The organism is Bradyrhizobium genosp. A (genome assembly GCF_049949275.1).
Classification (GTDB): Bacteria; Pseudomonadota; Alphaproteobacteria; order Rhizobiales; family Xanthobacteraceae; genus Bradyrhizobium.
Genome location: NZ_CP188196.1, coordinates 390490 through 416564, shown reverse-complemented (window position 1 = coordinate 416564; position 26075 = coordinate 390490). Strand labels below are relative to the sequence as shown.

Annotated in this window: 27 protein-coding genes and 1 tRNA gene; 9 read left to right on the top strand and 19 right to left on the bottom strand. The window is 64.6% G+C overall.

Annotated elements, in window-relative coordinates; translation table 11 throughout:
* Positions 1-21: 21 nt before the first annotated feature.
* The gene (locus ACP2YP_RS01900) at positions 22-402 is read right to left on the bottom strand and encodes a YkvA family protein (protein WP_426421960.1); all 381 of its coding nucleotides are present in this window, start codon (positions 400-402) and stop codon (positions 22-24) included.
* A 90-nt stretch (positions 403-492) separates the two neighbouring features.
* A complete protein-coding gene (locus tag ACP2YP_RS01895; protein WP_426421959.1) occupies positions 493-795 on the bottom strand; it encodes a 4a-hydroxytetrahydrobiopterin dehydratase in 303 nt (100 codons plus the stop codon).
* A gap of 151 nt (positions 796-946) precedes the next feature.
* Here ACP2YP_RS01895 and ACP2YP_RS01890 point away from each other — a divergent pair, with 151 nt between their 5' ends.
* Together ACP2YP_RS01890 and ACP2YP_RS01885 are read left to right on the top strand one after the other, a co-directional pair.
* On the top strand, positions 947-2392 hold the full coding sequence (locus tag ACP2YP_RS01890) for a TAXI family TRAP transporter solute-binding subunit (protein WP_426421958.1): 1446 nt from the start codon (positions 947-949) through the stop codon (positions 2390-2392).
* Positions 2393-2560: 168 nt separating this feature from the next.
* Positions 2561-4108, top strand: a complete 1548-nt coding sequence (locus tag ACP2YP_RS01885) for an alkaline phosphatase D family protein (protein WP_426421957.1) — start codon at positions 2561-2563, stop codon at positions 4106-4108.
* Positions 4109-4120: 12 nt separating this feature from the next.
* Here the strand turns inward: ACP2YP_RS01885 and ACP2YP_RS01880 are convergent, their stop codons facing one another.
* Positions 4121-4528 carry a response regulator gene (locus tag ACP2YP_RS01880; protein ID WP_426421956.1) on the bottom strand — a complete coding sequence of 136 codons (408 nt, stop codon included), beginning with the start codon at positions 4526-4528 and terminating at the stop codon, positions 4121-4123.
* Between the two features lie 163 nt (positions 4529-4691).
* Here ACP2YP_RS01880 and ACP2YP_RS01875 point away from each other — a divergent pair, with 163 nt between their 5' ends.
* The 3 genes from ACP2YP_RS01875 to ACP2YP_RS01865 all read left to right on the top strand — a co-directional run bounded on the left by ACP2YP_RS01875 (position 4692) and on the right by ACP2YP_RS01865 (position 9072).
* Positions 4692-5468, top strand: coding sequence for a Crp/Fnr family transcriptional regulator (locus ACP2YP_RS01875; RefSeq protein WP_426421955.1), 777 nt, complete (start codon positions 4692-4694; stop codon positions 5466-5468).
* A 291-nt stretch (positions 5469-5759) separates the two neighbouring features.
* The gene (gene typA / locus ACP2YP_RS01870) at positions 5760-7586 is read left to right on the top strand and encodes a translational GTPase TypA (protein WP_426421954.1); all 1827 of its coding nucleotides are present in this window, start codon (positions 5760-5762) and stop codon (positions 7584-7586) included.
* A 241-nt stretch (positions 7587-7827) separates the two neighbouring features.
* Positions 7828-9072 (top strand): flavin monoamine oxidase family protein, encoded by a 1245-nt coding sequence (locus tag ACP2YP_RS01865; RefSeq protein WP_426421953.1) that lies wholly within the window; start codon positions 7828-7830, stop codon positions 9070-9072.
* Positions 9073-9176: 104 nt separating this feature from the next.
* On the opposite strand, the gene ACP2YP_RS01860 is transcribed toward ACP2YP_RS01865, so the two are convergent.
* From ACP2YP_RS01860 to ACP2YP_RS01845, 4 genes are read right to left on the bottom strand one after another with little or no spacing between them, the layout of a single operon-like run.
* Positions 9177-9584 (bottom strand): thiol-disulfide oxidoreductase DCC family protein, encoded by a 408-nt coding sequence (locus ACP2YP_RS01860; RefSeq protein WP_426421952.1) that lies wholly within the window; start codon positions 9582-9584, stop codon positions 9177-9179.
* Positions 9584-10903, bottom strand: a complete 1320-nt coding sequence (locus tag ACP2YP_RS01855) for an SDR family oxidoreductase (protein WP_426421951.1) — start codon at positions 10901-10903, stop codon at positions 9584-9586. Before ACP2YP_RS01855 ends, ACP2YP_RS01860 begins: the two co-directional genes overlap by 1 nt.
* Positions 10904-10911: 8 nt before the next feature.
* A complete protein-coding gene (locus tag ACP2YP_RS01850; protein ID WP_426421950.1) occupies positions 10912-11379 on the bottom strand; it encodes a DUF2269 family protein in 468 nt (155 codons plus the stop codon).
* Positions 11376-12275 (bottom strand): dienelactone hydrolase family protein, encoded by a 900-nt coding sequence (locus ACP2YP_RS01845; RefSeq protein ID WP_426421949.1) that lies wholly within the window; start codon positions 12273-12275, stop codon positions 11376-11378. Before ACP2YP_RS01845 ends, ACP2YP_RS01850 begins: the two co-directional genes overlap by 4 nt.
* Before the next feature lie 266 nt (positions 12276-12541).
* Here ACP2YP_RS01845 and ACP2YP_RS01840 point away from each other — a divergent pair, with 266 nt between their 5' ends.
* On the top strand, positions 12542-13051 hold the full coding sequence (locus ACP2YP_RS01840) for a GNAT family N-acetyltransferase (RefSeq protein WP_027533231.1): 510 nt from the start codon (positions 12542-12544) through the stop codon (positions 13049-13051).
* 179 nt (positions 13052-13230) lie between these two features.
* On the top strand, positions 13231-13767 hold the full coding sequence (gene ppa / locus ACP2YP_RS01835) for an inorganic diphosphatase (RefSeq protein WP_426421948.1): 537 nt from the start codon (positions 13231-13233) through the stop codon (positions 13765-13767).
* 100 nt (positions 13768-13867) lie between these two features.
* Here the strand turns inward: ppa and folD are convergent, their stop codons facing one another.
* Genes folD through ACP2YP_RS01820 form a run of 3 tightly spaced genes read right to left on the bottom strand, consistent with a single transcriptional unit; the run spans position 13868 to position 15392 of the window.
* A complete protein-coding gene (gene folD, locus ACP2YP_RS01830; RefSeq protein ID WP_426421947.1) occupies positions 13868-14752 on the bottom strand; it encodes a bifunctional methylenetetrahydrofolate dehydrogenase/methenyltetrahydrofolate cyclohydrolase FolD in 885 nt (294 codons plus the stop codon).
* A gap of 1 nt (position 14753) precedes the next feature.
* Positions 14754-15086 (bottom strand): DUF167 domain-containing protein, encoded by a 333-nt coding sequence (locus tag ACP2YP_RS01825; protein WP_426421946.1) that lies wholly within the window; start codon positions 15084-15086, stop codon positions 14754-14756.
* 15 nt (positions 15087-15101) lie between these two features.
* A complete protein-coding gene (locus tag ACP2YP_RS01820; RefSeq protein ID WP_027533227.1) occupies positions 15102-15392 on the bottom strand; it encodes a YggT family protein in 291 nt (96 codons plus the stop codon).
* 200 nt (positions 15393-15592) lie between these two features.
* Between ACP2YP_RS01820 and ACP2YP_RS01815 the strand changes: the two genes are divergently transcribed.
* Positions 15593-15668: transfer RNA gene (locus ACP2YP_RS01815), tRNA-Ala, on the top strand.
* A 109-nt stretch (positions 15669-15777) separates the two neighbouring features.
* On the opposite strand, the gene ACP2YP_RS01810 is transcribed toward ACP2YP_RS01815, so the two are convergent.
* From ACP2YP_RS01810 to ACP2YP_RS01780, 7 genes are all read right to left on the bottom strand, one after another.
* Positions 15778-16590: an enoyl-CoA hydratase gene (locus ACP2YP_RS01810; RefSeq protein ID WP_426421945.1), complete on the bottom strand. Its 813-nt coding sequence runs from the start codon at positions 16588-16590 to the stop codon at positions 15778-15780.
* Positions 16591-16715: 125 nt separating this feature from the next.
* Entirely contained in the window at positions 16716-17510 is a 795-nt protein-coding gene (locus ACP2YP_RS01805; protein WP_426421944.1) for a glutamine amidotransferase, read from the bottom strand.
* 129 nt (positions 17511-17639) lie between these two features.
* Positions 17640-18419, bottom strand: coding sequence for an SDR family NAD(P)-dependent oxidoreductase (locus ACP2YP_RS01800; RefSeq protein ID WP_426421943.1), 780 nt, complete (start codon positions 18417-18419; stop codon positions 17640-17642).
* A 228-nt stretch (positions 18420-18647) separates the two neighbouring features.
* Positions 18648-19136, bottom strand: coding sequence for a TerB family tellurite resistance protein (locus ACP2YP_RS01795; protein WP_426421942.1), 489 nt, complete (start codon positions 19134-19136; stop codon positions 18648-18650).
* A gap of 144 nt (positions 19137-19280) precedes the next feature.
* Complete coding sequence (locus tag ACP2YP_RS01790) at positions 19281-20690, bottom strand: adenylate/guanylate cyclase domain-containing protein (RefSeq protein ID WP_426421941.1); 1410 nt, start codon at positions 20688-20690, stop codon at positions 19281-19283.
* 45 nt (positions 20691-20735) lie between these two features.
* Positions 20736-22103: a cytochrome P450 gene (locus tag ACP2YP_RS01785; RefSeq protein WP_426421940.1), complete on the bottom strand. Its 1368-nt coding sequence runs from the start codon at positions 22101-22103 to the stop codon at positions 20736-20738.
* A 51-nt stretch (positions 22104-22154) separates the two neighbouring features.
* Complete coding sequence (locus ACP2YP_RS01780; RefSeq protein ID WP_426421939.1) at positions 22155-23522, bottom strand: hydrolase; 1368 nt, start codon at positions 23520-23522, stop codon at positions 22155-22157.
* A gap of 139 nt (positions 23523-23661) precedes the next feature.
* Here ACP2YP_RS01780 and ACP2YP_RS01775 point away from each other — a divergent pair, with 139 nt between their 5' ends.
* On the top strand, positions 23662-25350 hold the full coding sequence (locus ACP2YP_RS01775; RefSeq protein ID WP_426421938.1) for an MFS transporter: 1689 nt from the start codon (positions 23662-23664) through the stop codon (positions 25348-25350).
* Positions 25351-25353: 3 nt separating this feature from the next.
* Here ACP2YP_RS01775 and ACP2YP_RS01770 read toward each other — a convergent pair whose 3' ends face one another.
* Both ACP2YP_RS01770 and ACP2YP_RS01765 read right to left on the bottom strand, forming a co-directional pair.
* Positions 25354-25569 (bottom strand): hypothetical protein, encoded by a 216-nt coding sequence (locus tag ACP2YP_RS01770; RefSeq protein WP_426421937.1) that lies wholly within the window; start codon positions 25567-25569, stop codon positions 25354-25356.
* 181 nt (positions 25570-25750) lie between these two features.
* Complete coding sequence (locus ACP2YP_RS01765) at positions 25751-26059, bottom strand: hypothetical protein (protein ID WP_426421936.1); 309 nt, start codon at positions 26057-26059, stop codon at positions 25751-25753.
* Positions 26060-26075 lie beyond the last annotated feature (16 nt).

Sequence of the window (26075 nt, the reverse complement as noted above, 5' to 3'; positions counted from 1 at the left end):
GGATGTGGGGGCGGAGGCGTGCTATGCCGCTTCCGCCCCATCCACCCCGCGCTTCAGCGCAGCACGCGCCGCGTCGCGATGCTCTGACGTGATGTGGCTGGCGACCATGCGAATGGCTGTCGCGAGCACGGCGGCGTCATCGGTGAAGCCGAGGACCGGCATCACGTCGGGGATGAAGTCGAACGGCAGGATGAAATAGGCGATCGCACCCAGCAGCGACGCCTGGACATGGCGCGGCGTCTGCCGGTCGAACGCGCAGTAATAGGCGGCGAGCAGGTCTTCGGCGAACGGTAGATGCGCGACGACGCGCTTCAGCTTGCGCCAGAAGCGGCGGCGCACGCTTTCACGATCTTCCGCGAGCCGATCGGCCGGCTCAAAGCCGACGCTGTGTTCGGCAGCCATGTTCGACAAACTCCCGTTCAGCCCGACGCGGCGGACGGCCGCATCCCGCGCTGATCACAACATGGGGATGCGCATCCTGCCTGCAAGACGTCAGCCAGGCGTCGGCTTTGCGATGGCGTTCATCGCCGTGGCGAGCTCAACGTCGAGTCTGGTGACGCCGCCGGCGTCATGGGTCGCCAGCACCACCTCGACCGTCTTGTAGACGTTGCGCCATTCGGGGTGGTGATCCATCTTCTCGGCGATGAGCGCCGCGCGGGTCATGAAGCCGAAGGCCTCGTTGAAATCCTTGAAGACAAAGGTCTTCCCGATGGCCTCCCGCCCCTGTACCTCGGTCCAGCCCGGGATACCGCCCAGCGCCTGCTTGCGTGCGTCCGCCGATAGCCGTTCTGCCATGATGGCCTCCGTTTTCAGGGGAACTTTACCCTAACACCGTGCCTGCGGCCGGGGTTCATACGGGATTTGGCCGATCCGCTAACCATGACGGAGATGTAACCCCGCCGGACAAGAAATTTGCTACAATTGCAGGTGTAAATCGCCGGCCAAGATGAAACTGAGCCCGAAGCGCCCGTTTGGGAGATCGATGACCGGGGAATCGAACCTGGCCGAAACGCCCTCTCCGCCTTCGCCGCGATCCGCGGCGCGGAAGACCGCGCTCGTGTCTCTGGCGCTGGTGCTCGCCATCATCGGCGCGCTGGCCGGCGGCTACTACTTTGCGATGCGACCGGTGACGCTGAAGATCGCGGTCGGTCCCGCCAACAGCGACGACGTCAAGGTGGTGCAGACACTGACGCAGGCCTTCGCGCAGAGCAAAGGCTTTGTGCGGCTGCGCCCGGTCCAGACTGACGGCGCCACTGCCAGCGCGGATCTGCTCGCGGAGGGCAAGGCCGATCTCGCCATCGTGCGCGGCGATCTCGATGTCCCCAAGAACGCGCAAGCCGTTGCAACACTGCGCAAGAACGTCGTGGTGCTGTGGTCCGTGCCCGGCAAGGGCAAGAAGAAGGGCGCGAAGATCACCAAGATCGCGCAGCTCGCCGGCCATCGCGTCGGCGTGGTCGGGAAGACGCAGGCCAACGTCAATCTGCTCAAGGTGATCCTGCAGCAATACGGCGTCGATCCGGCCAAGGTCGAGATCGTGCAATTCCCGGCGAGCGAAGTCGCCGAAGCGATCAAGACCCAGAAAGCCGACGTCTATCTCGCGGCCGGTCCCGTCAACAGCAAGATCACGTCCGACGCGATCGCTGCCTCCGCCAAGGATGGCGGCACGCCGACCTTCCTCGCGATCGATTCGGCGGACGCGATCGCGCAGAACCATCCGGTCTATGAAGCGTCCGAAATTCCCGCTGGCGCTTACGGCGGCTCGCCCGATCGTCCCGATGACGAGGTCAAGACCATCAGCTTCTCGCATCACATCGTGGCGCGCAAAGGCCTGTCGGAAACCACCGTCGCAGCCTTCACGCGACAGCTGTTCGCCGTGCGCCAGCAATTGCTGACCGATTTCCCGCAGGCTGCGAAGATCGAGACGCCCGATACCGACAAGGACGCGGTGATCCCCGTGCATCCGGGCGCAGCCGCCTTCGTCGACGGCGAAGAGAAAACCTTCCTCGACAAGTACAGCGATTACATCTGGTGGAGCCTGATGGCGCTCTCGGCCACGGGCTCGCTCGGCGCGTGGTTCGCGGGCTACCTGAAGAAGGACGAGCGCAACACCAACAGCCATCTGCGCGAACGCCTGCTCGACATGCTCGCCACCGCCCGCAAGAGCGAGACCACCGAGGATCTCGACCAGATGCAGGCCGAGGCCGACGAGATCCTGCGCGACACCTTGCGCTGCTACGATCACGGCGCGATCGAGGAAGGTGCACTGACCGCCTTCAACATCGTGCTCGACCAATTCCACGCCGCGGTTGCCGACCGCAAGGCGGCGCTGTTCAGCCTGCCGCAGAACCTGCAACGCACCGGCGCGCAATTCCGGGCCGCCGGCAACGCATAAGCGCTTGCGCGCGTAATTGCCCCGTCACATTGTCCCAATATCTTCCGCTGTCATTCCGGGGCGCGCAGAGCGCGAACCCGGAATCTCGGGATTCCGGGTCTGGTCCTTCGGACCATCCCGGAATGACGGCGCGAGACGCGCCTGAGACCGCTAGCCAGCGAGCGATCCATGAAGATCAGATTCTCCCGCCGCAATTTCCTCACCACCAGCGCCGGAGCGCTCGGCGCGATCGCGATGCCGCATCTGTCGCGTGCGGCCGACCGGCCTGTGGTCACCCATGGCGTGCAATCCGGCGACGTCACCGTCGACGGCGGTGTGGTCTGGGCGCGCACCGACCGACCCGCGCAGATGCTGGTCGAGGTGGCGACGACGGAATCTTTCAAGGACGCCCGCGCACTGCCGCCGATCGCGGCCCTGCCCGAAAGCGACTTCACCGCGAAGATGCTGATCGACAATCTTCCCGGCGGACAGGACATCTTCTACCGCGTTCGCTTCCGCGATCTCTCCCACACCGCGATCGAAGGCGAGCCGGTGGTCGGCCGCTTCCGTACCGCGCCGGCCGATCGCCGCGACGTCAGCTTCGTCTGGGGCGGCGACGTCGCCGGCCAGGGCTGGGGCATCAATCCCGACGACGGCGGCATGTTCACTTTCGCGGCGATGCGCAAGCACCGGCCGGATTTCCTGCTGCATTCCGGCGACACCATCTACGCCGACGGCGTGATCCCCTCCGAGGTCAAGCTTGCCGACGGCAAGATCTGGAAGAACGTCACGATCCCCGAAAAGGCCAAGGTCGCCGAGACGCTGGACGAGTATCGCGCCGCGCACAAATACAATTTCACCGACGACAATGTCCGCGCCTTCAATGCCGAGGTGCCGATCTTCGTGCAGTGGGACGATCACGAGGTGACCAACAATTGGTCGCTGTCGAAGGAGCTGCCGGCGACCTACAAGGTGCGCGACATCTCGCTGCTCGCGGCGCGCGCGGGCCGCGCCTTCCACGAGATGTATCCGATGCGCGAGAGCATCGTCGAGCCGGGCCGGGTCTATCGCAAGATCTCCTACGGCCCGCATCTCGACGTGTTCGTGCTCGACGAGCGCAGCTATCGTGGCCCGAACGGTGCCAACCTCGAGACGGAGTACGGCCCGGCCAGCTATTTCCTCGGGCCCGAGCAGATGGCCTGGCTGAAGCGCGGCCTGCTCAACTCGCGCGCGACATGGAAGGTGATCGCCTCCGACATGCCGCTCAGCCTGATCGTCTATGACGATGCCGCCAACAAGAAGGGGTCGGAAGCTTTCGCGCAAGGCGACGGCCCGGCGCGCGGCCGCGAGCTCGAGATCGCCGACATCCTGCGCTTCATCAAGACGGCGCCGATCAAGAATACGGTGTGGCTGACGGCGGACGTGCACTACGCCGCCGCGCACTACTACGATCCGAACAAGGCGCAATTCCAGGATTTCGAGCCGTTCTGGGAATTCGTCTCGGGTCCGCTGCACGCCGGCACGTTCGGTCCGAACGAGCTCGACAACACGTTCGGCCCCGACGTGCGCTTCATCAAGGCTCCGGGCCTCGACAAGCAGAACCTGCCGCCGTCCGCCGGCATGCAGTTCTTCGGTCACGTCAAGATCGACGGTGCCTCGGGCCAGGTGACCGTGACGTTGCGCGACCGCGCCGACGTCGCGCTGTGGTCGACCACGCTCGATCCGAAATTCGCCTGAGCTAAAGCGCCGTCACGCGCCGCGCCTCTGCAGCGCCGCCTCCAGCGCGTCGCCGGAGCACGGCTTCTGCAGCCGCGGACGCGCGGCAAATTGCGGGGGAATGCTGGTTTCCGCGCCGTAGCCGGTGACGAAGACGAAGGGAATTTCCAGCGCTGCGAGCCGCTCGGCGATCGCAAAGCTCTTCTCGCGGATCAATTCGACATCGAGCAGCGCGAAATCGGGCGCGCGTGCCGTAATCGCATTCAGCGCCTGCGCCACCGAGCCCACGCTGCGCACGCTCATCACGCCAAAGCCGAGCAGACGATCCTCGAAATCGATGGCGATGATCGGATCGTCCTCGACGACCAGAACATCGGCAGGGATGTCGGCCGAACCGTTCGGGGAGGCGGGTATCATGATCCTGGCTGTTGAGGGCTGCATGTGTTCTTTCCGATCCGGGCGGCCTCATGCCGACGCCCGCGCCCAGCGCATCGGAGGGTTCCCGGAACGAAACTCACCACAGAACAGTTTTGACTGTCTGTCCACATCTGCACACAGGGAGCAAACGGAACTCGCTAATGTGGAAAGGAGGCGGGAGTTCGCGATGGATGCGCGTATCAGCAAGGCAAACGAGATCGACAGCCGGCCCGCGAACAATCTGCTGCGGCGCTTGAGCGCTGTGGACTATGCGCTGCTCGCACCGCACATCGCCCTTGACGACGCTGCGGCGCACGAGTTGCTCTACAGCCCCGGCGACTACGTCCAGGTCGTGCACTTTCCCTGCGGGCCATCGCTCGCGACGTTTCTGGTCCCGAATGAGGACGGCCGCGATGTCGAGACCATTCTGGTCGGCCGCGAAGGCGCGGTGGGCGGCATCGTCAGTGAGGGATTTCTGCCGGCCTATACCCGCATCTGCGTGAAATTCGGCGGCCCGTTTGCGCGCATGCAGGTCGGCAAGCTGGAGGCGGCCAAGGCGCGTTCGCCGTCGCTGCGTAATATCTTCGCCCGCTATGCCGACTGCATGCTGGCGCAGATGTTTCAGTCGACCGCCTGCAACGCCATCCACTCGATCGAGCAGCGCACGGCCAAATGGATCATCGCCGCGATGGAGCGGACCGGCGACGAGAGCAGCGTGCCGCTGACGCATGAGCAGCTCGCCACATTGCTCGGGGTGGGGCGCAGCTATACGAGCCGCGTGCTGCAATCGTTCAGGGCCGAAGGCGTCCTCGACACGCGGCGCGGCTCGATCCTGGTCCGCAACCATGACGGACTGCGCCTGCGCGCCTGCCGCTGCAACGACGCCGTGAAGCTGCATTTCGAGGAGGTGTTGCGGGGGGTCTATCCGACCGAGGAAGCGGACCGAAGCTCGGCCCGGGGCTAGTTGGGGCGGCCATCGCGCGAATAAAGGGCCGGTTTGGCCCGGGATCGCTTAAGCTCCGGGGATTCCCGGACAAAATTCAGTCAACCAACCTCGAAAGAACGCATTGTTTTTTGGCGTTTTTTCCCTATATTGCGCCGCAAACGCATAGGGTACCCGGTCGATATGGCCGGGTTTCCTTTTTGGGCGTAGCAGGCCCCGTTTTCCACGTTTTCAGCGTTGTCCGAGAAGAGGTCCCGGCTTGACCGGCGAGATCGCGCTTAACCCATTGTCCGACCGCAAAGAAGCTCACTCATGAATCTTCGTAACGTCGCCATCATCGCCCACGTCGACCACGGCAAGACAACCCTCGTCGACAAACTCCTCCAGCAATCCGGCACGTTCCGCGAGAACCAGAAGGTGACGGATCGCGCCATGGACTCCAACGACCTGGAGCGTGAGCGCGGCATTACCATTCTGGCCAAGGCGGCCTCGGTGCAGTGGAAGGACACCCGCGTCAACATCGTCGACACCCCCGGCCACGCCGATTTCGGCGGTGAGGTCGAGCGCATCCTGAACATGGTGGACGGCGCGCTGGTGCTGGTCGACGCCGCCGAAGGCCCGCTGCCGCAGACCAAGTTCGTGGTCTCCAAGGCGCTCAAGGTCGGCCTCAAGCCGATCGTCGTCATCAACAAGGTCGACCGCCCCGACGCGCGCCCGACCGAAGTCATCAACGAGGTGTTCGACCTGTTCGCGGCGCTCGACGCCAGCGAGGAGCAGCTTGACTTCCCGATCCTGTACGGGTCGGCCAAGCAGGGCTGGATGGCCGAAAGCCCCGAGGGTCCCCAGGACAAGGGCATGGAGCCGCTGTTCGACCTGATCCTGCGCCACGTCGCACCGCCGACGGTCGAGGAGGGTCCGTTCAGGATGATCGGCACCATCCTTGAGGCCAATCCCTATCTCGGCCGCATCATCACCGGCCGCATCTCGTCCGGCATTCTCAAGCCGAACCAGCAGGTCAAGGTGCTGCATGCCGACGGCAAGCTGGTCGAGACCGGGCGCATCACCAAAATCCTGGCATTCCGCGGTCTCGAGCGCACGCCGCTCGATGAAGCTGAAGCCGGCGACATCGTCGCCATCGCCGGCCTGACCAAGGGCACCGTCGCCGACACCTTCTGCGATCCGACCGTCGAGGTGCCGCTGCCGGCGCAGCCGATCGACCCGCCGACCGTGTCGATGTCGTTCATCGTCAACAACTCCCCGCTCGCCGGCACTGAAGGCGACAAGGTGACGAGCCGCATGATCCGCGACCGTCTGCTGCGCGAAGCCGAGGGTAACGTCGCGTTGCGCGTCGTCGAGGCCACCGACAAGGATGCGATGGAAGTGTCCGGCCGCGGCGAATTGCAGCTCGCGATCCTGATCGAGACCATGCGCCGCGAGGGCTTTGAGCTCTCGGTGTCGCGCCCGCGCGTCGTGTACCAGAAGGACGAAGCCACCGGCGCCACCATGGAGCCGATCGAGGAAGTCGTGATCGACGTCGACGAGGAGCATTCCGGCGTCGTCGTGCAGAAGATGAGCGAGCGCAAGTCCGAGCTGGTCGAGATGAAGCCGTCCGGCGGCAACCGTCAGCGCCTGGTGTTCTACTCGCCGACCCGCGGGCTGATCGGCTACCAGGGCGAACTGCTCACCGACACCCGCGGCACCGCGATCATGAACCGCCTGTTCCACGGCTATGCCCCGTACAAGGGCGAGATCCAGGGCCGCCGCAACGGCGTGCTGATCTCCAACGACCAGGGCGAAGCGGTGGCTTACGCCATGTTCAAGCTGGAAGACCGCGGCCCGATGATGATCGAACCGGGCTGGAAGGTCTACAAGGGCATGATCGTCGGCGAGCATACCCGCGACAACGATCTCGAGATCAACGTGCTCAAGGGCAAGCAGCTCACCAACATCCGCACGACCTCGAAGGACGAAGCGGTGCGCCTGACCCCGCCGATCCGCATGACCCTGGAAAAGGCGCTCGCCTATATCGAGGACGATGAGCTCGTCGAGGTCACCCCGAAGTCGATCCGCCTGCGCAAGAAGCACCTCGACCCGAACGAGCGCAAGCGCGCGGAAAAGTCCAAGGAAGCGGTGGCGTAAGGCCGCCGCTCTCACCGTACTGCCGTAGGGTGGGCAAAGCGTAGCGTGCCCACCACTCGAAATCCCGGACGACAATGGTGGGCACGGCGCAAGAGCGCCTTTGCCCACCCTACGAAGCTCGACCGCTCTCTTGGGTCCCGGCTCTGCGGAGCGGCGTTACGCGCGGCACCGCGTCCGGGACACGAGAACGGGCATACCTGCCCGGCTTCAGCATGCTCAGCGAACGTGCTAGAGCCCACCCATGTCCCTCCCTTCCTCCGTCGATGTCGCGATCATCGGTGCCGGCGCGGCCGGCCTCGGCGCCGCGCATGCGCTGCGAGGCTCCGGCCTGTCCGTGATCGTGCTGGAAGCGCGGGACCGGATCGGCGGGCGCGCCTGGACCGTACAAGCCTCGCCGGACGTGACCTTCGATGTCGGCTGTGGCTGGCTGCATTCGGCGGACAAAAATTCCTTTGTCCCGATTGCCCAGCGGCTCAAGTTTGAGCTCAACACCGATCTGCCGCCCTGGGGCGATCGCGCTTTTGGCGACGTATTTCCGGAGCACGAGCGCGAGGCCTTCGTGCTCGCGATCGACGAATTCTACGAGCGTCTCTGGGACGCAGCAGCAAATGGCGAGGATCGGGCGGCCGACTGCTATCTCGAGCCCGGCAATCGCTGGAATCCGATGATCGATGCGGTCTCGACCTATGTGAACGGCTGCGAACTCGATCAGGTCTCGATCCTCGACATGGAGGCCTACGAGGACACTTACTTCAATTGGCGGGTGCGGGCCGGGTATGGCGCACTGGTCGCGGCCTACGGCGCGGCCGCGCCTGTGGTGCTCAACTGCAATGTTGCCCTGATCGACCATTCCGACCCACGCATCCGCCTCGAGACGTCGCTGGGCACGCTCGCCGCGGGGAAGGTGATCATCACAGTTCCGACCAACCTGCTCGCTGACGAAGCGATCCGCTTTCTCCCGCCCCTGCCAGCCAAGGTCGATGCCGCGCGCGGCCTGCCGCTCGGGGTCGACGACAAGGTGACGCTGGCGCTCGCTGATGCCGAAGCTTTCCCGCAGGAAGGCAATCTGCGCGGCGCCACCATGCGCACCGCGATGGGCACCTACCACATCCGCCCGTTCGGCCAGCCCTGCATCGAGGGCTTTTTCGGTGGCCGCTTTGCCCGGGAGTTGGAGGATGGCGGCGATGGCGCCTTCGCAGCCCAGAGCATCGACGAGATCGTCGACTATCTCGGCAACGACATCCGCCGCAAGCTCAAGCCGCTCGCGGAGTCCCGCTGGGCAAAGGACCCCTTCGCCAGAGGTTCCTATTCGCACGCGCTGCCGGGCCATTCCGGTGCCCGTGCGGTGCTCGCCGCTCCGGTGGACGAGCGGCTGTTCTTCGCAGGCGAAGCGACCTCGCCGAACTTCTTCTCGACGGCGCATGGGGCGAGGGACTCGGGCGAACGCGCCGCAGGGGAAGTGCTGGTGGCTCTGCGCAAGCCGTAACCGCACACTCCGTCATTGCGAGCGCAGCGAAGCAATCCAGAATCTCTCTGTGGAGACAGTCTGGATTGCTTCGTCGCTTCGCTCCTCGCAATGACGAGGAGGTGCTACTCGATCACCCGCGCCCGCAAATCGGCATCGGGCACGAAGCAGACATCGTACTTCCCAAAAATGCGATAGCGGTTGTGCGCGATGAGGCTGTAGACGGGGTCGCGCAGCAGCTTCGGCACGGCGAACAGTGCGCGCACCCAGCCCCAGCCCGGAAGCAGCGAAAGCACGGTCAGCGCAGCGTCGGACTTCATAACCACCTCACCACCATGGATCACTGCGTTAGTATCGGGATCATCCGGATCGATGTCGAAGGTGCGCGCGAGCTTCGACCCGTAATCCGACTGGATCGGCGTGAAGCGAAACCGCTTCTCGGTGTCGCGCTGCGCGACGAAGCGAACCCAGCGCGAGCAGAAGACGCAAACGCCGTCGAATAGGATCACGTCGTCATCAGGCCATTTTGGCATCAGCGATTATCCAGCATGAAAAGCGCGACCAGCATCAGCACGATCACCGGTCCTGTCTTCACCAGCGCACCGAGCGGCTCGATCCAGAGGTCGGGGGTCAGGATCGCTGCGCCAAGCATATAGCCGAGCGAGGCGACGATGCCAGCAACGAGCCCGATCGCCGCCGTGCGGCGGAAGGCGATCAGCACGCCGATGCTCAGGTCCATCAGGCTGGTGCCGATGGTGATGGGACCGACCAGTGCGGGCGGGAAGCTGTGCGTGGACAAGATCCCGGCGGCAGCGCGGTAGGACACGAACAGGGCGATGAAGCCGGAGACGAGCCAGAACGCGGCCAGGCTCGCGACGATCAGCGCCTTGATCAGGAACAGCCGTGCGAACCATTTGTCCTGCACGGTGGCGGGGTGGCGCCCGATCGCATCCGTCAGCGTTCTCGGCGCGATGCCGGTCGCGGCGATCCACGCCGAGGGATCACCGTTCACGCCGCGGCGGAGCTCGGCAATGGCCGTGGAGCGCATCGGGGGCATCCAGCCGAGAGTGTTGACGAGATCGCCGATTCCAGCGCCGAGATCGAGCATGAAGGATGGCATCGCAAGGTGCGGCCATCCGGCCGTGCCGAATGCGAGACGGAACTGCTTGATGACACCGGCCATCGTGATTGGCTCGGATTGCATCAGGTCCCAGCTCACTGTTTTCACGGACGCATCGTCGATATCGCGCACCGCGAGCCAGGCGATGGTCGCAGAGATATCCTCGACCGCGACGGGTTGGAAGCGCGTTGCCATCTCCTTCTCCGGCAGGTCGAGCGGGAAGGCGGCGAGTGCGCGCAGCATGGCGCTGCCGCCATAGGCTGACGGCGCGACCACGAAGCCGGGCCGCAGGATGGCGTGGGGAATGTGGGATGCCGCGATCAGCCGTTCAGCCTCGCGCTTGGTGGTGGCGAAGGCGGTGCGATCTTCATCCGCCGTCCCTGGAATCGAGATGTGCACCAGCCGGATCGCACGGCCGCTACCGGCAATCGCCTGAAGCAGCCGCGCGACGAAATCGCGATGCACGGCGTTGGTGTCGCTGCCGGGGCCATCCTGGAGCACGCCGAGGCAGTTCACGACGACATCCACGGCATGCTCGCTCAGCAAGCGTATCAGCGCGGACGCGTCGAGCGACAGGATCGGCTGTTCGATATCGAGTGCGCTCATCTTCTGCGCGGGCGACAGGCTGCGCGCGACACCGACCACGCGAAAACCTCGCGCGCGCAAATCGTCGGTGACGAAGCGGCCGATCAGGCCGGAGGCGCCGAGCACCAAAATGGTTCGCTGGTTCATCGCGTCTTTCAAAACGGTTTTGCGATCATCAGCCAGAGGATCGCCATCGTGGCGCCGAAGCCGGGGAAGCCGAACGCGAACCAGCGGCGGAACAGGGTGAAGTAGCGTTCTGGCAGCGCGACGTGCTGCTCGGCGGCCTTGCGCGCGAGATCGCGCATTTCGATCTGCATGAAGACGACGGGGACCCAGAACAAGCCTGCAACGACGTACAGCGCGAGCGAGGCCAGCAGCCAATTTTCGGTGATTGGCGTCGCCGAGAGCATCATCAGCAGGCCGCCGGTGACCGGCTGCAGGATCACGGCCGACAGCGTGAAGATCGCATCCGCCATCACTACCACCGACGCCGTGCGCGCGATGAACGCCGTGTCGTTCGTGCGATGTGCCATCAGCATGAAGAAGGCGATGCCGGTTCCAGTGCCGAGGATGACGATGGCGCCGAGCACGTGCAGATATTTGACCAGGAAATACAGCGTCATGGCTTCTTGGTCGCCACAGGTTTTGGCAGGTTCAGCGCGCGCGCGAACTCGCCGCTTGCGGCCTGGACGCCAGCCTCGGTCTCGATCATCCAGTGGCCCTCGCTGCCCGCGGCCGGCAACGTTCGAAAATCGTCCTTGCCGCCGCCGCTGCGAAACGCGTCCGCCAACGCTTTCGAAAATGCCGGCGCAAAATAGCTGTCATTGGCTGCGACCAGCGATGTGACGGGAATGCGCGCCGCCTTGCCGAATTCGGCCGCGGCCGCGAGAAGCGTATGTGGCGCGCAGACCTTGTTCGGTTCGTCATTGGCGTGACCGCCGCGTCCGGGTGCAAATGCGATGATCGCAGAAATCGCTTTGGGGTCGGCACTCGCCATCGCCAGCGCACCCCAGCCGCCCGCGGAATGACCGATCACGACCGCGCCATCCTTGCGAATAAAATCCTGCTTTTGCAGATAGTCCAGCGCGAGCGAAATTTCCTCCGCGGTGGCGCGGCCCGCGCGTGCGTAGTCCGCTTCGTCGCAGCCGCCCTGGTCCTCGACATAGCGGCCACCGGTCGCGCCATGGCCGAGCCGCTCCGGCACCAGCACGGCAAAGCCGCGCGCGACGAGAAACGCTGCGAGCGCGCGATATTCCGGCTGCGGCATTTGCGCGCGACGCAACACGTTCTGCGTCGATGCATGTGCGATCACCGCAAGCCGGAACGGACCGGCGCCGAGGGGACGAAACAGCAGCGCGCGCGCGGCAATGTCGGTATCCGGCGACGGCACCCGCCATTCCTGGTGGCGGAACGGCTCGCTCTCTGCGCCCGACGCGCCAAACGTGACCTGGGCGCACAGAGGCGGCGCCGTCAGCACGATCAGCAGAGGCAGAAGGGCAAAGGTGTCGAAGATCCGCATGAATGGCCGAGGGCGAGCACGGATGGTTCAGGCCAGACTAGTCGGAACGAATCACTCTGGGCGGACTTTCTGCGTTGCCATCGGCGTTCATTCGTTGCGGCACCGAAGTTTTGCACCGTCGCATGGCAGAGCGCTGCCGTTCGAAATGGCGTCTTGTCTTTTTTCGGTACAACATGGTTGAAATACTGATGCAGAAAGTCCACAGGTTAACCGATAATTAACGATAGGTCTTGCCGCCGGCGCGGCGACTTGGTTTGATCGCGTCCATGAGCACAACCCTGATCGAGGTCCGGCCGGCCAAAGCTGCAGATGCAACTGCGGTGGCGTCCACCCATGACGAAGCCTGGCGTTCCGCCTATCAGGGCATCATTCCCGGCGCCGAGCTGGAAAAGCTGATCAACCGTCGCGGTCCGCAGTGGTGGGACAGCGCAATCCGCAAGGGCAGCCGCGTCAGCGTGCTGGTGTTCGGCGACAAGATCGCAGGCTACGCCAACTACGGCCGCAATCGCGCCCGCAGCCTGCATTTCGACGGCGAAATCTACGAGCTGTACCTGCGCCCCGAGTTTCAGGGCCTCGGCTTCGGCCGCCGTCTGTTCACCGCCGCGCGCCGCGACCTCATGCAGAGCAATCTGAAGAGCATGGTGGTCTGGGCGCTCTCGGACAACGATCCTGCGACCGAATTCTATCGGGCGCTGGGTGGCCGCATGGTGGCGCGCTCTTCGGAGCGGTTCGGGCCGAAGTCGCTCGACAAGGTTGCCTTCGCCTGGACCAATTGAGCTGCTGAAAGCATAATCTCAGCGCTTCCCATCCGTCGATACCCGTTGCTTTTGAGCCGGTGATTGCTGGATTCATTATTTCACAAGAACACCATGGATCAGCGGGCCAAGCCCGCGTATGACAGCGCCAAAATCGCTGCCGGGCGAGATTTAACTTCGGCAACAACGGAGCCTATTGAATGCGTATCGATGCGGTCTCGATCGGAAAAAACGTCCCCCATGACGTCAACGTCATCATCGAAGTCCCCGTGGGCGGCGAACCGATCAAATACGAGATGGACAAGGAAGCCGGCACGCTGGTGGTCGATCGCTTCCTCTACACGCCGATGCGTTACCCCGGTAACTACGGTTTCATCCCGCACACCCTGTCCGATGACGGCGATCCCTGCGACGTGCTGATCGTCAACACCCGCGCCATCATCCCCGGCGCCGTCATGAGCGTGCGCCCGGTCGGCGTGCTGATGATGGAAGACGAAGCCGGCGGCGACGAGAAGATTCTGGCGGTGCCGTCGTCAAAGCTGACGCAGCGCTACGACAAGGTGAAATCGTATTCCGACCTGCCCGATATCACGCTGCAGCAGATCCAGCACTTCTTCGAGCACTACAAGGATCTCGAGAAGGGCAAGTGGGTGAAGATTTTGCGCTGGGGCGGCCCCGAGGAAGCGCAGAAGCTGATCCTCGAAGGCATCGAGCGCGAGAAGAAAAAGAAGGTCTGATCGTCATTCCGGGGCGCGCGACAGCGCGAACCTGGAATCCAGCGATCGAGGCGCGAGATTCCGGGTTCGATGCTCCGCATCGCCCCGGAATGACGACCAGTTATACCGCCGGCTTCGGCAAACCCGCGATCGCACAAGCCGCGCGCAGCGTGTTCACGAGCAGGCAGGCGACCGTCATCTGGCCGACGCCACCCGGCACCGGCGTCACCGCACCGGCAACGCCAAGCGCTTCCTGATAGGCGACATCGCCGACGAGGCGGGTCTTGCCGCCGTCCTTCGGAATGCGGTTGATGCCGACATCGATCACGGTCGCACCCGGCTTCAGCCAGTCACCACGCACCATCTCCGGCCTGCCGACCGCGGCATAGACGAGATCGGCCTGCTTCACGAGCCCGGGCAGGTCGCGCGAGCGCGAATGCGCGATCGTCACCGTGGCGTTCTCGTTCAGCAGCAATTGCACCAGCGGGCGACCGACCAGATTGGAGCGGCCGATCACGATGGCGTTCATGCCTTCCAGCGAAGCATGCACGGTCTTGGTCAGGATGATGCAGCCGAGCGGTGTGCAGGGCGACAGCGCCTCGAAGCCACCGGCAAGCCGGCCGGCATTGTTCGGATGCAGGCCGTCGACATCCTTGGCAGGATCGATGGCATTGATCACGGCCTCGGTGTCGAGGCCCTTGGGCAGCGGCAGCTGCACCAGAATGCCGTGCACGGCGGGATCGCCGTTGAGCGTTGCGACGACCGCCAGCAAATCTGCCTGCGAGACGTCCGCCGGCAGCTTGTGCTCGAACGAGGCCATGCCGGCGGCCTGGGTCTGCGTATGCTTGGAGCGAACATAGACTTCGCTGGCGGGATCGTTGCCGACCAGAACCACTGCGAGGCCCGGCACCAGATTGTGCTCGCGCTTGACGCGGGCGACCTCGTCGGCCACGCGGGCACGAAGGTCCGCCGCGATGACTTTTCCATCGATGATCTTGGCCGTCATGTCAGTTTCCTTGGTCTGTCGATTCGACTGAAGCGAGCTTGCGCAACGCCTCGGCAAGACGTGCCGGATCACCCGCGATGCCGACCTGCTTCAGCCGCGACGTCGTCCCGGACAGGAGACTGACGCAGGCCTTCGGTATGCCAAGCGATTTCGCCAGCAGCACCAGCACCGCGCGATTGGCCTCGCCGCCATCGGCGATGGCACGCACCCGCACCTTCAGCACGCTGCGGCCGTCGGAGAGCTGCTCGATCCCGTCGACGGCGTCGCGTCCGCCACGCGGCGTCACGCGCAACGCGATGCTAACGCCCGTGGTGGAGGTGCGCCAAGGAACCATCGAGGCTCCGTCAGCCTACGGCACGTTCGGATAGACGTACTCGGCGAGATAGAGCTGGATCAACCAAAGCACGAAGAAGGCGACGATCGGAGACAGATCGAGCCCGCCCATCGCCGGCAGCCTGCGCCTGATGGGGCCGAGGACCGGCTCGGTAATCCGATAGAGAAACTCCCACACCGCGCCGACGAACTGGTTGCGGGTATTCACAACGTTGAACGCGATCAACCAGGACAAGATCGCCGATGCGATCAGCAGGTAGATATAGAGATTGATGATCTGGATCAGAATGTAGACTATCGGGCGCATCAGCGAAACACTCTCTGGGCCTGTGTCATTGGGACAGTGCTTTGGGGCGGTCATGGCTAGATATCGGTTCCCCCCGGCCCTAACAAGGGAAGTCGGCGTCCGGATGGCTAAAACCGGGTTACACCCGTCCTTGACTTGACCTTGGCGGAGACTTAAATGGCGCCCGGTTGTCGGCCGCGTTTACCAGAGCGGCCAGCAAAGGGGCCATAGCTCAGCTGGGAGAGCGCGTCGTTCGCAATGACGAGGTCGGCGGTTCGATCCCGCCTGGCTCCACCACGCTTCGCCCTTCGGGCTTCGCGTGGCGCAGCCACGGGAAGCCCGAAGGACGAAGCGTGGTGTCCGGCGAAGCCCGCAGGGCGAAGACGGACTGGTTCAGCCAGCTCGCCTACCTCCCCGTAAACCTTGGCGGCCGCTTCTCCATAAAACTCGCGACGCCCTCCCGAAAATCGCTGCCGTTCAGCGCCACCATCATCTCCCGGTTGGCCTCGATGGTTGCCTCGCTGAGCGTCTGGAACGGCACCTCGTAGAGCTGCCGCTTGATCACGGCCATCGCGCTCGGCGAGACGAAATCGGCGAGATCGCGGGCATAGGCGTAAGTCTCCTCGCGCAGCTTTTCGGGCGGGCAGAGCCGGTTGACCAGCCCGATCCGCAACGCCTCCTCGCTTGGAACACGACGCGCCGAGATCAGCAGATCCATTGCGTTGGCATGACCGACGATACGCGGCAGCATCCATGAGATTCCGTGCTCGGCGATCAGGCCGCGGCGCGCGAAGGCGGTCGTGAACACCGTGTTGTCGGCGGCAAAGCGCAGGTCGCAATAGAGCGCATGCACGAGGCCGATACCGGCCGTCGCACCGTTGAGCATGGCGATGACCGGCTTGCCGATCGACGGATAGAAGCCGTAGCGCGTCTGCCAGTCCGGCCGGCGATTCATGTCGAAGGGCGGCAGGTTCGAGGTACGCCTGACGTCGTTGGGATCGAGCCCCTTCAGCGCGTCCATGTCAGCGCCGGCGCAGAACGCGCGGCCCGCACCCGTGAGCACGATGACGCGGACATTGTCGTCGGTGCTCGACGCTTCCATCGCATGGCGCACGTCGCGCTCCATGACCGGCGTCCACGCATTCATGCGATCAGGGCGATTGAGCGTGATGGTCGCGATCCGGTCGCTCACTTCATAGAGAATATGCTCATAGGCCATCGCGCTCTCCCTCTGTTGGCCGGCACGCGTTCGCGCGCGCTCGTTGGCAACGAGCCTAGCATAATCAGGATTGAAGCAAGGACTTGTGCCAAGGACTTGTGCCAAGGACTTGCGCGAAGGCGCGATCACTCGGCGGCTTGCGCCAGCACGGCGCGGCGTGCCCGCCAGCCGTCGATGAAATGATCGAGCCAGGCACGTTCCGCGGCGTCATAGACCGCGCGATCCGCAAAATGATGATGCCGCTCGCGCGCGCCGGGCGCGCTGAGGCCGTCATAGCCGCGCGTGGTCCAGCAATGCATCATTGCGTAGGTCACATCAGGATGAAACTGCACGCCGAAGGCATTGCCGGCACGGAACGCCTGGATCGGAAAATCATCGCCTTCCGCAAGCAATTCGGCACTTGCAGGCAACTGAAATCCTTCGCGATGCCAATGATAGACCTGCGCCGGCCAGTCCGGGCAGAGCGCGTGGCCAGCCGCGGTCGGGCGGATCGGATAATAGCCGATCTGGGTCAGTGCCTGCGCATGCGGCGCGACGCGTGCACCCAACTGCTTCGCCAGCATCTGCGCGCCCAGGCAGATACCGAGGAACGGCCGCTGTTCGCGGAGCGGAATTTCGATCCAGTCGATTTCGCGACGGATGTAGTCGTCGGGATCATTGGCGCTCATCGGGCCGCCGAAGACCACGGCGCCGGCGTGCCGGTCGAGCGTGTCGGGCAGGGGATCGCCGAAGCGCGGCCTGCGAATGTCGAGACGATGGCCGAGCGCGCGCAGCGCATTGCCGACGCGGCCGGGCGTCGAGGATTCCTGGTGCAGGACGATCAGAACCGGCCGAAGGGGTTCGGAGGCGGCCGCGCTCGGCGTCCTTCCGGGGAAGGGCACCAATTCTGCGCCACCAAACCTGTCCGTCCGAAACGACATGGCCTCTGCGAGTGCTATCAGTTCAAGCCCCCAGCATAGCTAAGCGACGGTTAACATCGTGTGAGTTCGCGCACACGCGCCCCGATCTTGAAGCAAGCTCCGGGCCACTACGGGTGCTTCGGGAGTACGTTAGCGTCTTTGCCGCTGGAACCGGCTGGTGGCGGACAGGATGAAGCCGCGCGGGAAGAAACGCAGTGCGAACGGCACAATCTTGATGCCGAGCCCCGGCAGCACTGCCCGTTTGTTCGCCATCAGGCCACGATAGGCCTGTTGTGCAACATCGGCGGCAGAAACATTGAGAAGGGCCGTATCATGCCCGGAGCCGACACCGGCGCGCCCTTGAAATTCGGTCTGCACCGGCCCTGGGCAGAGTACGGTAACGCGAACACCACGTGGCGCGAGCTCCGCCCGCAAGGCCTCGGTGAGCGAAATCACGTAAGCCTTCGAGGCGTAATAGACGGCCATGCCGGGACCCGGCAGGAAGCCCGCGACGGAGCCGACATTGAGCAGGCCACCCTTGTTCCTGATGAGCTGGTCGGCAAAGCGCAGCGACAGATCAGTCAGCGCCCGGACGTTGACGTCGACAATGCCGACCTGCTCGTCGCGGTCGCGCTCGATGGCATCGCCGAACACGCCGAAGCCGGCATTGTTGACGAGATTGTCGAGCTCGACCTGTTCGGCAGCGAGCGCGGCGGCGATCCGCTCGCCGGCATCGGCTTGCTGGAGATCGCAGGCGATCACGATCGGCTTCTTGCCGCACTTGGAGGTGAGCTCGTTCGCGAGCGCCTCGAGCCGGTCGGCACGTCGCGCCGTCAGCGCGAGCCGGTGTCCATTCGCGGCAAACACACGCGCCAGCTCCGTGCCGATGCCCGCCGAAGCACCGGTGATCAACGTTACCCGCTCAGTCACGATCGCAGTCTCTTAAATTGACGTTTTGGCCCCGTAATGGCGCGACTGGAGCATAGGCCACGCGCGACAGGCAAGCGGCGCTGGCAGCATGGCGGCTTGAGCGGGTAACAGGGAAAGCGGGAAAACCGCGGATCTGCAGGGGAATCCGGATCTCAGGCGGCGTGACGCTACATTAAAGTTTCGTCATGTGAGCCGCACAACCGGGAATCACGCCACGTTGGCGATAGCTCAGCCGCCGACAGCGTTGTCCTTGACCTGATCGCCGGCGCGGTCCGCGACGGCGTGCTTGAGATCGATCCGGTCGCGCTGGGAAATCCCGAGCAGGTCGGAGGCACGCCAGACGACGTTGTCCTCGAACTCGGTGACCTGGCCGTCGGCATAGACCAGCTCCCACATCATCTGGACGATGCGCTTGCGGCCCTCTTCGTCGAGCGAGCGCATGATGACGCTGGTGAAGTGATAAAGATCGACCGCCTCGCCCTCGACCTGGGTCGCATCCGCAATCAGCCGGTCGGCCGTGCCCCGGTCGAGTCCGAAATGGCTTTCGATCAGGGTGTGCAGCTTGCTCTGCTCGGCCTGCGACGGCTGGCCGTCCAGCGAAACCACGTGGACCAACAGCGCAGTGGCCGCCAGCCGATAGTCGCTATCGCCGAAGGCGCGATCCGCAGCGTGAGGTGCCACAATCTCAGCGATGAATTGACGCAGGCCGTCGAGCATAAGATCCTACCGAAATCGATGACGCCGCGAGGGCGCGGCCGTTACCAACATTATATGAGCGGGAAACTCAACCGGCGCAATGTGCGTCAGTTCCGCGCGCTGATTACGTTTCGGCAATCTGAGTAGCGCTCATGCGCGAAGGCCTCACGGTATCTCGTACACCACCATCTTGTCGGCAATGCCGCGCAGCGCCGCCTGCTTCTGGATCGGCTTGATCGCGCGCTGCTGCAAGACCTCGGCGACCGCCGGCGCGTCCAGCACCGGGCCGGTGATGTGGATCTCCCGCGCGGTCGACAGGCTCTGAACACGCGCGGCAATGTTGACGGTCTGGCCGAAATAATCCTGCCGCTCGTTGAGCATCACCGCAAGGCACGGCCCCTCATGGATGCCGATCTTGACGATGAGATCGTCGGTGCCGCGCTGCTTGTTGAGCTCGTCCATCGCCGCGCGCATGCGCAGACCTGCGACGATCGCGTGCTCGGGGCGAACGAAGGTCGCCATCACGGCATCGCCGATCGTTTTCACGACCGCGCCTTTCTCGGAGGAGATGATCTCGAGCAGCGCATGAAAATGCGCGCGCACCAGATCGAAGGCGGCGAGATCGCCGACGCGCTCGTAGAGCGCGGTCGAGCCCTTCAGGTCGGTGAACAGGAAGGTCAGCGAGGTGATCTGGAGTCGCTGGTCGAGACTGAGATTGTCCGCCTTGAAGACATCGCGAAACGTCTGGTTCGACAGCATGCGCTTGGCAGTGAGGAACGGCTTGCGCTTGCCGATCAGATGATGGAGCGCCTCGGCCGCGATGAATACCGACGGCAGCACCCGCACGCCGGCCTGGTTCTCCAGCGACAGCCGCAGCGGCCCCGGCCGCATCGTCGTAGTCCCCGTCGGCGCCTGCACCTTGTTGTACATGATGGCGAACTGCTGGCGATCCTTGGTCGGCTCGCCCTGGACGTCGATGAAATGAGCGGCGTGCGTTACCGGCTCGAAGATGATGATGAAGTCGTTCGGGAGTTGCAGCGACATCGTCGCCTTCTCGCCGGCCGGCAGCTCCATCGTATCCAGCGTCACCTCGTTGGCCAGTGTCGCAAACGATTCCTTGTTGAAGTCGACACCGGAACTCCAGAACACCTGCTTGAAATACTCCCACACCGGAAGCATATCGGGATCGTGCGCGGCGATTCGCCGGACGCGCGGATTCACGGTGAAGGAGACCTCGACCTGATCGTCGACCGAGGCCTTGTAGCCGCAGGCGCAGAGCGCGCAGTGATAATCGTCCGGCTTGAGCGCCTTCAGCGTCGTGTGGGCGCCAAGCACGCCGCCGCAGCCGGGGCACAGCACGTTCCAGCCGAGATCGAACAACCCGAGCCGCGCCGAATGCAGGAAGGCGGAAATCGCGTGCTCTTCATCGACGCCGTGCTGCGTGGCGAAGTCGAGAACATTGACGCGGTTGAGCTCGTGATCCTCGCCGTCTTCAATGAGACGCGCGATCGCATCGACCACCTTCGGGTCGGCGGTCTGCTTCAGAACGGAAAACTGGGCCTGGGTGTCGCTCATGGCGCAACTCTATTTGGGGTGGATCACGCCGACGGCCAGAGCCTGTCACCGGCGCGTGATGCGGAACAGGGGTGAGTGGTCAGGCTGGGTCGTGACGACGCCATACGGAATGACCGGCGTCGCGTCCGCCAGCTCGACGCGGAACGCGCCGATCAGCCGGGCCAGCGCCAGCACGGACTCGGCCTGCGCGAACGGCGCGCCGACGCAGACGCGCGGGCCCGCGCCGAACGGCAGATAGGCGAAGCGATCGGGCGGCTCCTTCGACATGAAGCGTTTTGGGATGAACGCGTTCGGCTGATCCCACAGCTTCTCATGCCGGTGCAGCAGCCAGGGCGCGATCATAATGATGTCGCCATTGCTGACCTCAGCACCGGCCACAACGTCCTTGTCGCGCGCGGCCCGGGCGACAAGGAAGGCCGGCGGATAAAGCCGCATGGTCTCGTCGACCACGGCGCGGGTGAATTTTTGCCGGTCGATATCGGCGATGCTGTCGAGATGCTCGCCGCGGGTCTCGGAGGCGACCTCCTCCTGCGTCTCAGGATCAAGCGCCAGCAGGTAGAGCGCCCAGAACAGCGCCGTCGCGGTCGTCTCATGACCCGCCAGGATCATGGTCGCGACCTCGTCGACGAGCTGCTCGTCGGAAAAACCCTTGCCCGTTTCAGGATCACGCGCCTCGTCCATGAGGTCGAACAGATCGCGCGGCGGCGCGCCGGCCTTCTTGCCCGCCGCCCGCCGCTCGGCGATCAGCATCGCGACGAATGCGGTCCAGCGCGTGCGGAAGCGGGCACGGGCCCGATCCATCGGCGTCCGCCAGGACACCGGCAGCACCATGTCGAGGAAGTAGGCCCGCCCGAGCCGCTCGGCATATTCCATGACGAAGTTGCGCAGGGTCGGGCCGTGCCGGTCCATCCCGAACGAGAACATCGTGCGCCCGGCGATCTCCAGTGTCATGCGCTGCATGATCTCGCGCAGATCGATCGGCTCGTTCGTGCGCGCATCCAGCTTCGCGATGGTCTCGTCGAGCACCGCCGTCATGTGCGGGACGAGATTGGCGGTAGCGCGCGGCGTGAAGGCGGGCGCGAGCGTCCGGCGCTGATGCGTCCAGGCATGACCTTCGGCGAGCAAGAGACCTTCGCCGAGCACGGGACGTAGCATGCGGATGCCGGCCGGCGTCCGCGTGTAGTTCTCGTAATTGCTGAGCAGGACATGCCGGATCGCATCCGGCTGGTTCAGGATGAAGCTCTTGTGCAGGAAGAAGCGGCCCTGGATGATCTCTTCCTCATAGGCGCGCTGTCCCCAGGTGGCGATCATGTTCTGCCTGATCACCGCAAGCCGGCCGAAGAACGACAGATTGTCCGGCGCGCGCGGCGGGGTCGGGGGGATGATGGGCCGACGCACGCTGGCGATGTTCATGGCTCTCTCCCGCAGATCTCATCGCAGTAAAAGGCTTGCGCAGACAAATAGCTAATAAGTCAATTCGGCAACCGCAATCCTGTTCTCCGAGGCCGGCCAGGCGCGTGCCACAATTCGTTCCTCGTTGAACTGGGCCACGATGTTACGCCGGCCCTCGCTGGCCGGAAGGCGCAAGGTTGCTGACGCATCCGTGGGCACGCCCGGATGGACGTCGGCGGGCTCCTGGCCGTCGAACAGGACGGTATCGCGCGGCAGGCCGAAATAGCCGCGCGGGCGCGACATGATCACGACCGCACCGGCATCCTTGTCCGCGGGAACGAACGGGCGCGCGGCGCGCAAATGCACGACATCGGAGGAGCGCGGGAAGGGCGAGCGGTAGAAATGCGTCGTCGGGGCGTCGGGTGAGGTCAGGACGAGCTCGAGCGGCAAGGTGGAATCGACCGTGGCCGGTCCCCAGCGGCCGTCGGCGCCCGTCGTCGAGCGATGCACCACGCCCCTGCGCTCCCCGCTCTCGCGGTCGACATAGTTGACCTCCACCACCGCCCCGGCCACCGGGCGGTTGGTCGGCACGCCGTCCACCGCGCCCGTGACCAATCCGCTGAGGCGGACGGTGCGCTCCGGCGTGATCGCGATGCGCGCAGGCTCGCGGCCGGCGATGAACTTGTAGATCTCGCGGAAGGCGCGCGGGTGATACGCTGTCTCGCGATGGTCGATCGTGCCGAGCACGAGATTGGTCGCGCCCTTCAGCTCCGGCCCCTCGGCAGTGACATTGGTCGGCACGCCCGGCCTGCCCGTGAAGCGGCCATCGGGTTGCGCATATTTGTCCATGCCGTCGCTGCGCAGCGTGAGGAAAGCTGTGCCTGGCGTCACCTCGCTGTCGCCGTCGTTCAGGCCGCGCAGGAAGGGGCCGCGTCCGTTGAACTCGTTGCCGAGGAGATCATCGAGCGCAAACACGCCGTGATTGGGCGTGCCGCACAGGACCGCGTGACTGACGTCGCCGGCGCCGCCGTTCTTGATGACGTTGCGGATGGAGTTACCGCCACGCGAATTGCCGACCAGCGCGACGCGCGGCGCACCGGTGCGGCGCTTCAGTTCAGTGATGGCGGCGGCAAGCTCGCGGCGTTGATCCTCGGTCGAGGAGCGGTTGGCCTGTTCGACCGTATCGTCGCTGCGCGCGGTGGGATTGGTGAAATTGATCGCCATCATGCGGTCACGGGCGATGCCGTTGGATTCCATCCGCCACAACGTCGTCATCCAGAGCGCGTCGTAATCGCCATTGCCATGGACAAACAGGATCGGCGGCACCTCGGGGTTCGGGACCGCGGACGGCGCTTGCGCCAGCGCATCGTTGCGGAAGCTCGCAACCGCGAAAGCCAGGCCACCCGCACCTTGCAGGATCGTCCGTCGTGACAGCTTCATCTGCTCCCCCCCCCCGTAAAACCATGTCTTTGCACCGCTTATAGCGGCCTAACCACTGGACAGCGAAGGACTTTCGCAGGCATCACTGAAGCTGCCGGAATCATTGAAGCCATTTCTGCCAGACGACTTGGAAGAGGATATGACCGAGCAGGCCAACCGCCAGAGACGTTCCGCCGACGGCATTACGGCCCCCCTGCGGTATACCGTGTTCCGGCGCATCTGGCTCGCGAGCCTGCTTTCCAATCTCGGCCTCCTGATCCAGGGCGTCGGCGCGGCCTGGGCGATGACGCAGATGGCGGCCTCCGCCGACAAGGTGGCTCTGGTGCAGACCGCCCTGATGCTGCCGATCATGCTGATCTCGATGCCGGCCGGCGCCATCGCCGACATGTACGACCGCCGCATCGTGACGCTGGTCGCACTCTTGATCGCGCTGACCGGCGCAACGGCGCTGACGATCCTCGCCGGGCTTCAGCTCATCGCCCCGGAATCGCTGCTGGCCTTCTGCTTCGTCGTCGGCAGCGGCAATGCGCTGTTCGGCCCCGCCTGGCAGTCCTCGGTCAGCGAGCAGGTGCCGCCCGAAGCCCTGCCATCGGCTGTCGCGCTGAACGGGATCAGCTACAACATCGCACGCAGCTTCGGTCCAGCAGTGGGCGGCGTCATCGTCGCCTCACTCGGCGCGGTCGCGGCGTTCGCCTGTAACGCGATCCTCTATCTTCCGCTTCTGATCGTGCTGCTGCTCTGGCAGCGCGTGGTCGAGCCCTCGCGACTGCCACGGGAAAAACTCAATCGTGCGATGGTGTCCGGCTTCCGCTACATCACCAATTCGCCGCCGATCAAGATCGTGCTGCTCCGTACGCTGGTGATGGGCCTGATCGGCGGCGCGATCATGGCGCTGATGCCGCTGGTCGCACGCGACCTGTTGCATGGCGGCGCGCAAACCTACGGCATCATGCTGGGCGCGTTCGGCATGGGCGCGGTGGTCGGCGCGCTCAATATCCACGAGTTGCGCAAGCGCATGAGCGGCGAGGCCGCGATCCGCGCCTGCACAATTTCGATGGCATTTGCGATGGCCGCGATTGCCTTGAGCAGCGAGCCGGTGTTGACCGCGGCCGCGCTGGTGCTGGCCGGCGCGGTCTGGATGGCCGCGGTGGCGCTGTTCAACATCGGCGTGCAGCTTTCAGCGCCACGTTGGGTCGCCGGGCGATCGCTCGCCGCGTTCCAGGCCTCGATTTCGGGCGGCATCGCGATCGGCGCCTGGGGGTGGGGCCACCTCACCGACTACGCCGGCGTCGAGGTCGCGCTGCTGGTCGCTGCCGGCCTGATGCTGGTCTCGCCCCTTCTCGGCATCTGGCTCGCGATGCCGCGCGTCGGTGCCCGCAACGAGGACGCCGAGGTGCTGGCCGATCCCGAAGTCAAGCTGTCGCTGACCGGGCGCAGCGGGCCGCTGGTGGTCGAGATCGAATACCGCGTCGCCCAAGAGAACGCGCGCGCCTTCCACAATGTGATGCAGGATGTGCAGCTCTCAAGGCAGCGCAACGGCGCCTATGGCTGGTCGATCGCACGCGACATTGCCGACCCGGAATTGTGGACCGAGCGCTATCACTGCCCGACCTGGTTCGATTATCTGCGCCAGCGCAACCGATCGACGCAATCCGAACGCGCGTTGCACCAGCAGGCGATCGATTTTCACATCGGCCCCGAGCCGGTGCGGATCCGCCGCATGCTGGAGCGGCCGTTCGGCTCGGTGCGCTGGAACGAGGCGACGCCTGACCGCGCCAGTGCCGAGGTGTTGCCGGTGGTCGCGACCGCGGCGGGCAGCAGCACGTAGTCCTTACTGCCCGTGCTCCGTCAGCACTTTTTCGCAGGCCTTGCTCAGCTTGGCGCGGTGTTCTTTCAGGCAGGCGAGCACGGCGCTATCGCCATTGTTCATCACGGCGCGGCAATGACGCGTGACGTCGCGCGCGCAGGCGTCGTGGCCGGGCTGCTGCTGCGCTGACGCACCCGATGCGCACAGAACCAAAGAGACAATGAAAAGAAATCTGGTCATCGCGTCATGCCTCGTGCCCGGAAGATGTGCGGGCGAAGCTAGTGCGACGATCCCTTAGCCGCAACGGCTTTGTTGGCAGGCTGACTTTGCAGGCTGCTCCGCGCGGCCGCGTGGCCCCGGCTTGACGCCGGGACACATCGCGAGGGGAGCTCACCGACGCAACGACGCACTCGTTGCGCTGTTATTGACCGTCCTGGGCGTCAGCGACCTTGCGCGAGGCGCCCTTGGCGAGGTCCTTGTCCATCACCGCGCGGCAGCCGGTGCTCAGATCCGAACGATGCTTCATCATGCACGCGGTGATCTTCGGGATGTTGGGGATCTCCGACGAGCACAGGCGGAAGGCATCGCCGGTGCACATCTGCTGCGCTTCGGCCGAGAAGGCGAAGCTGGAGGTCGTCGAGATGATCGAGACGATGGCGGCAAAGCCCAGAGCCAGGCCGATGTCGCGGATCTTGGCGGTCAAGGACTTGGTGTTCCGAGAGGCGGTCATTTGAAGCTCCCATTGG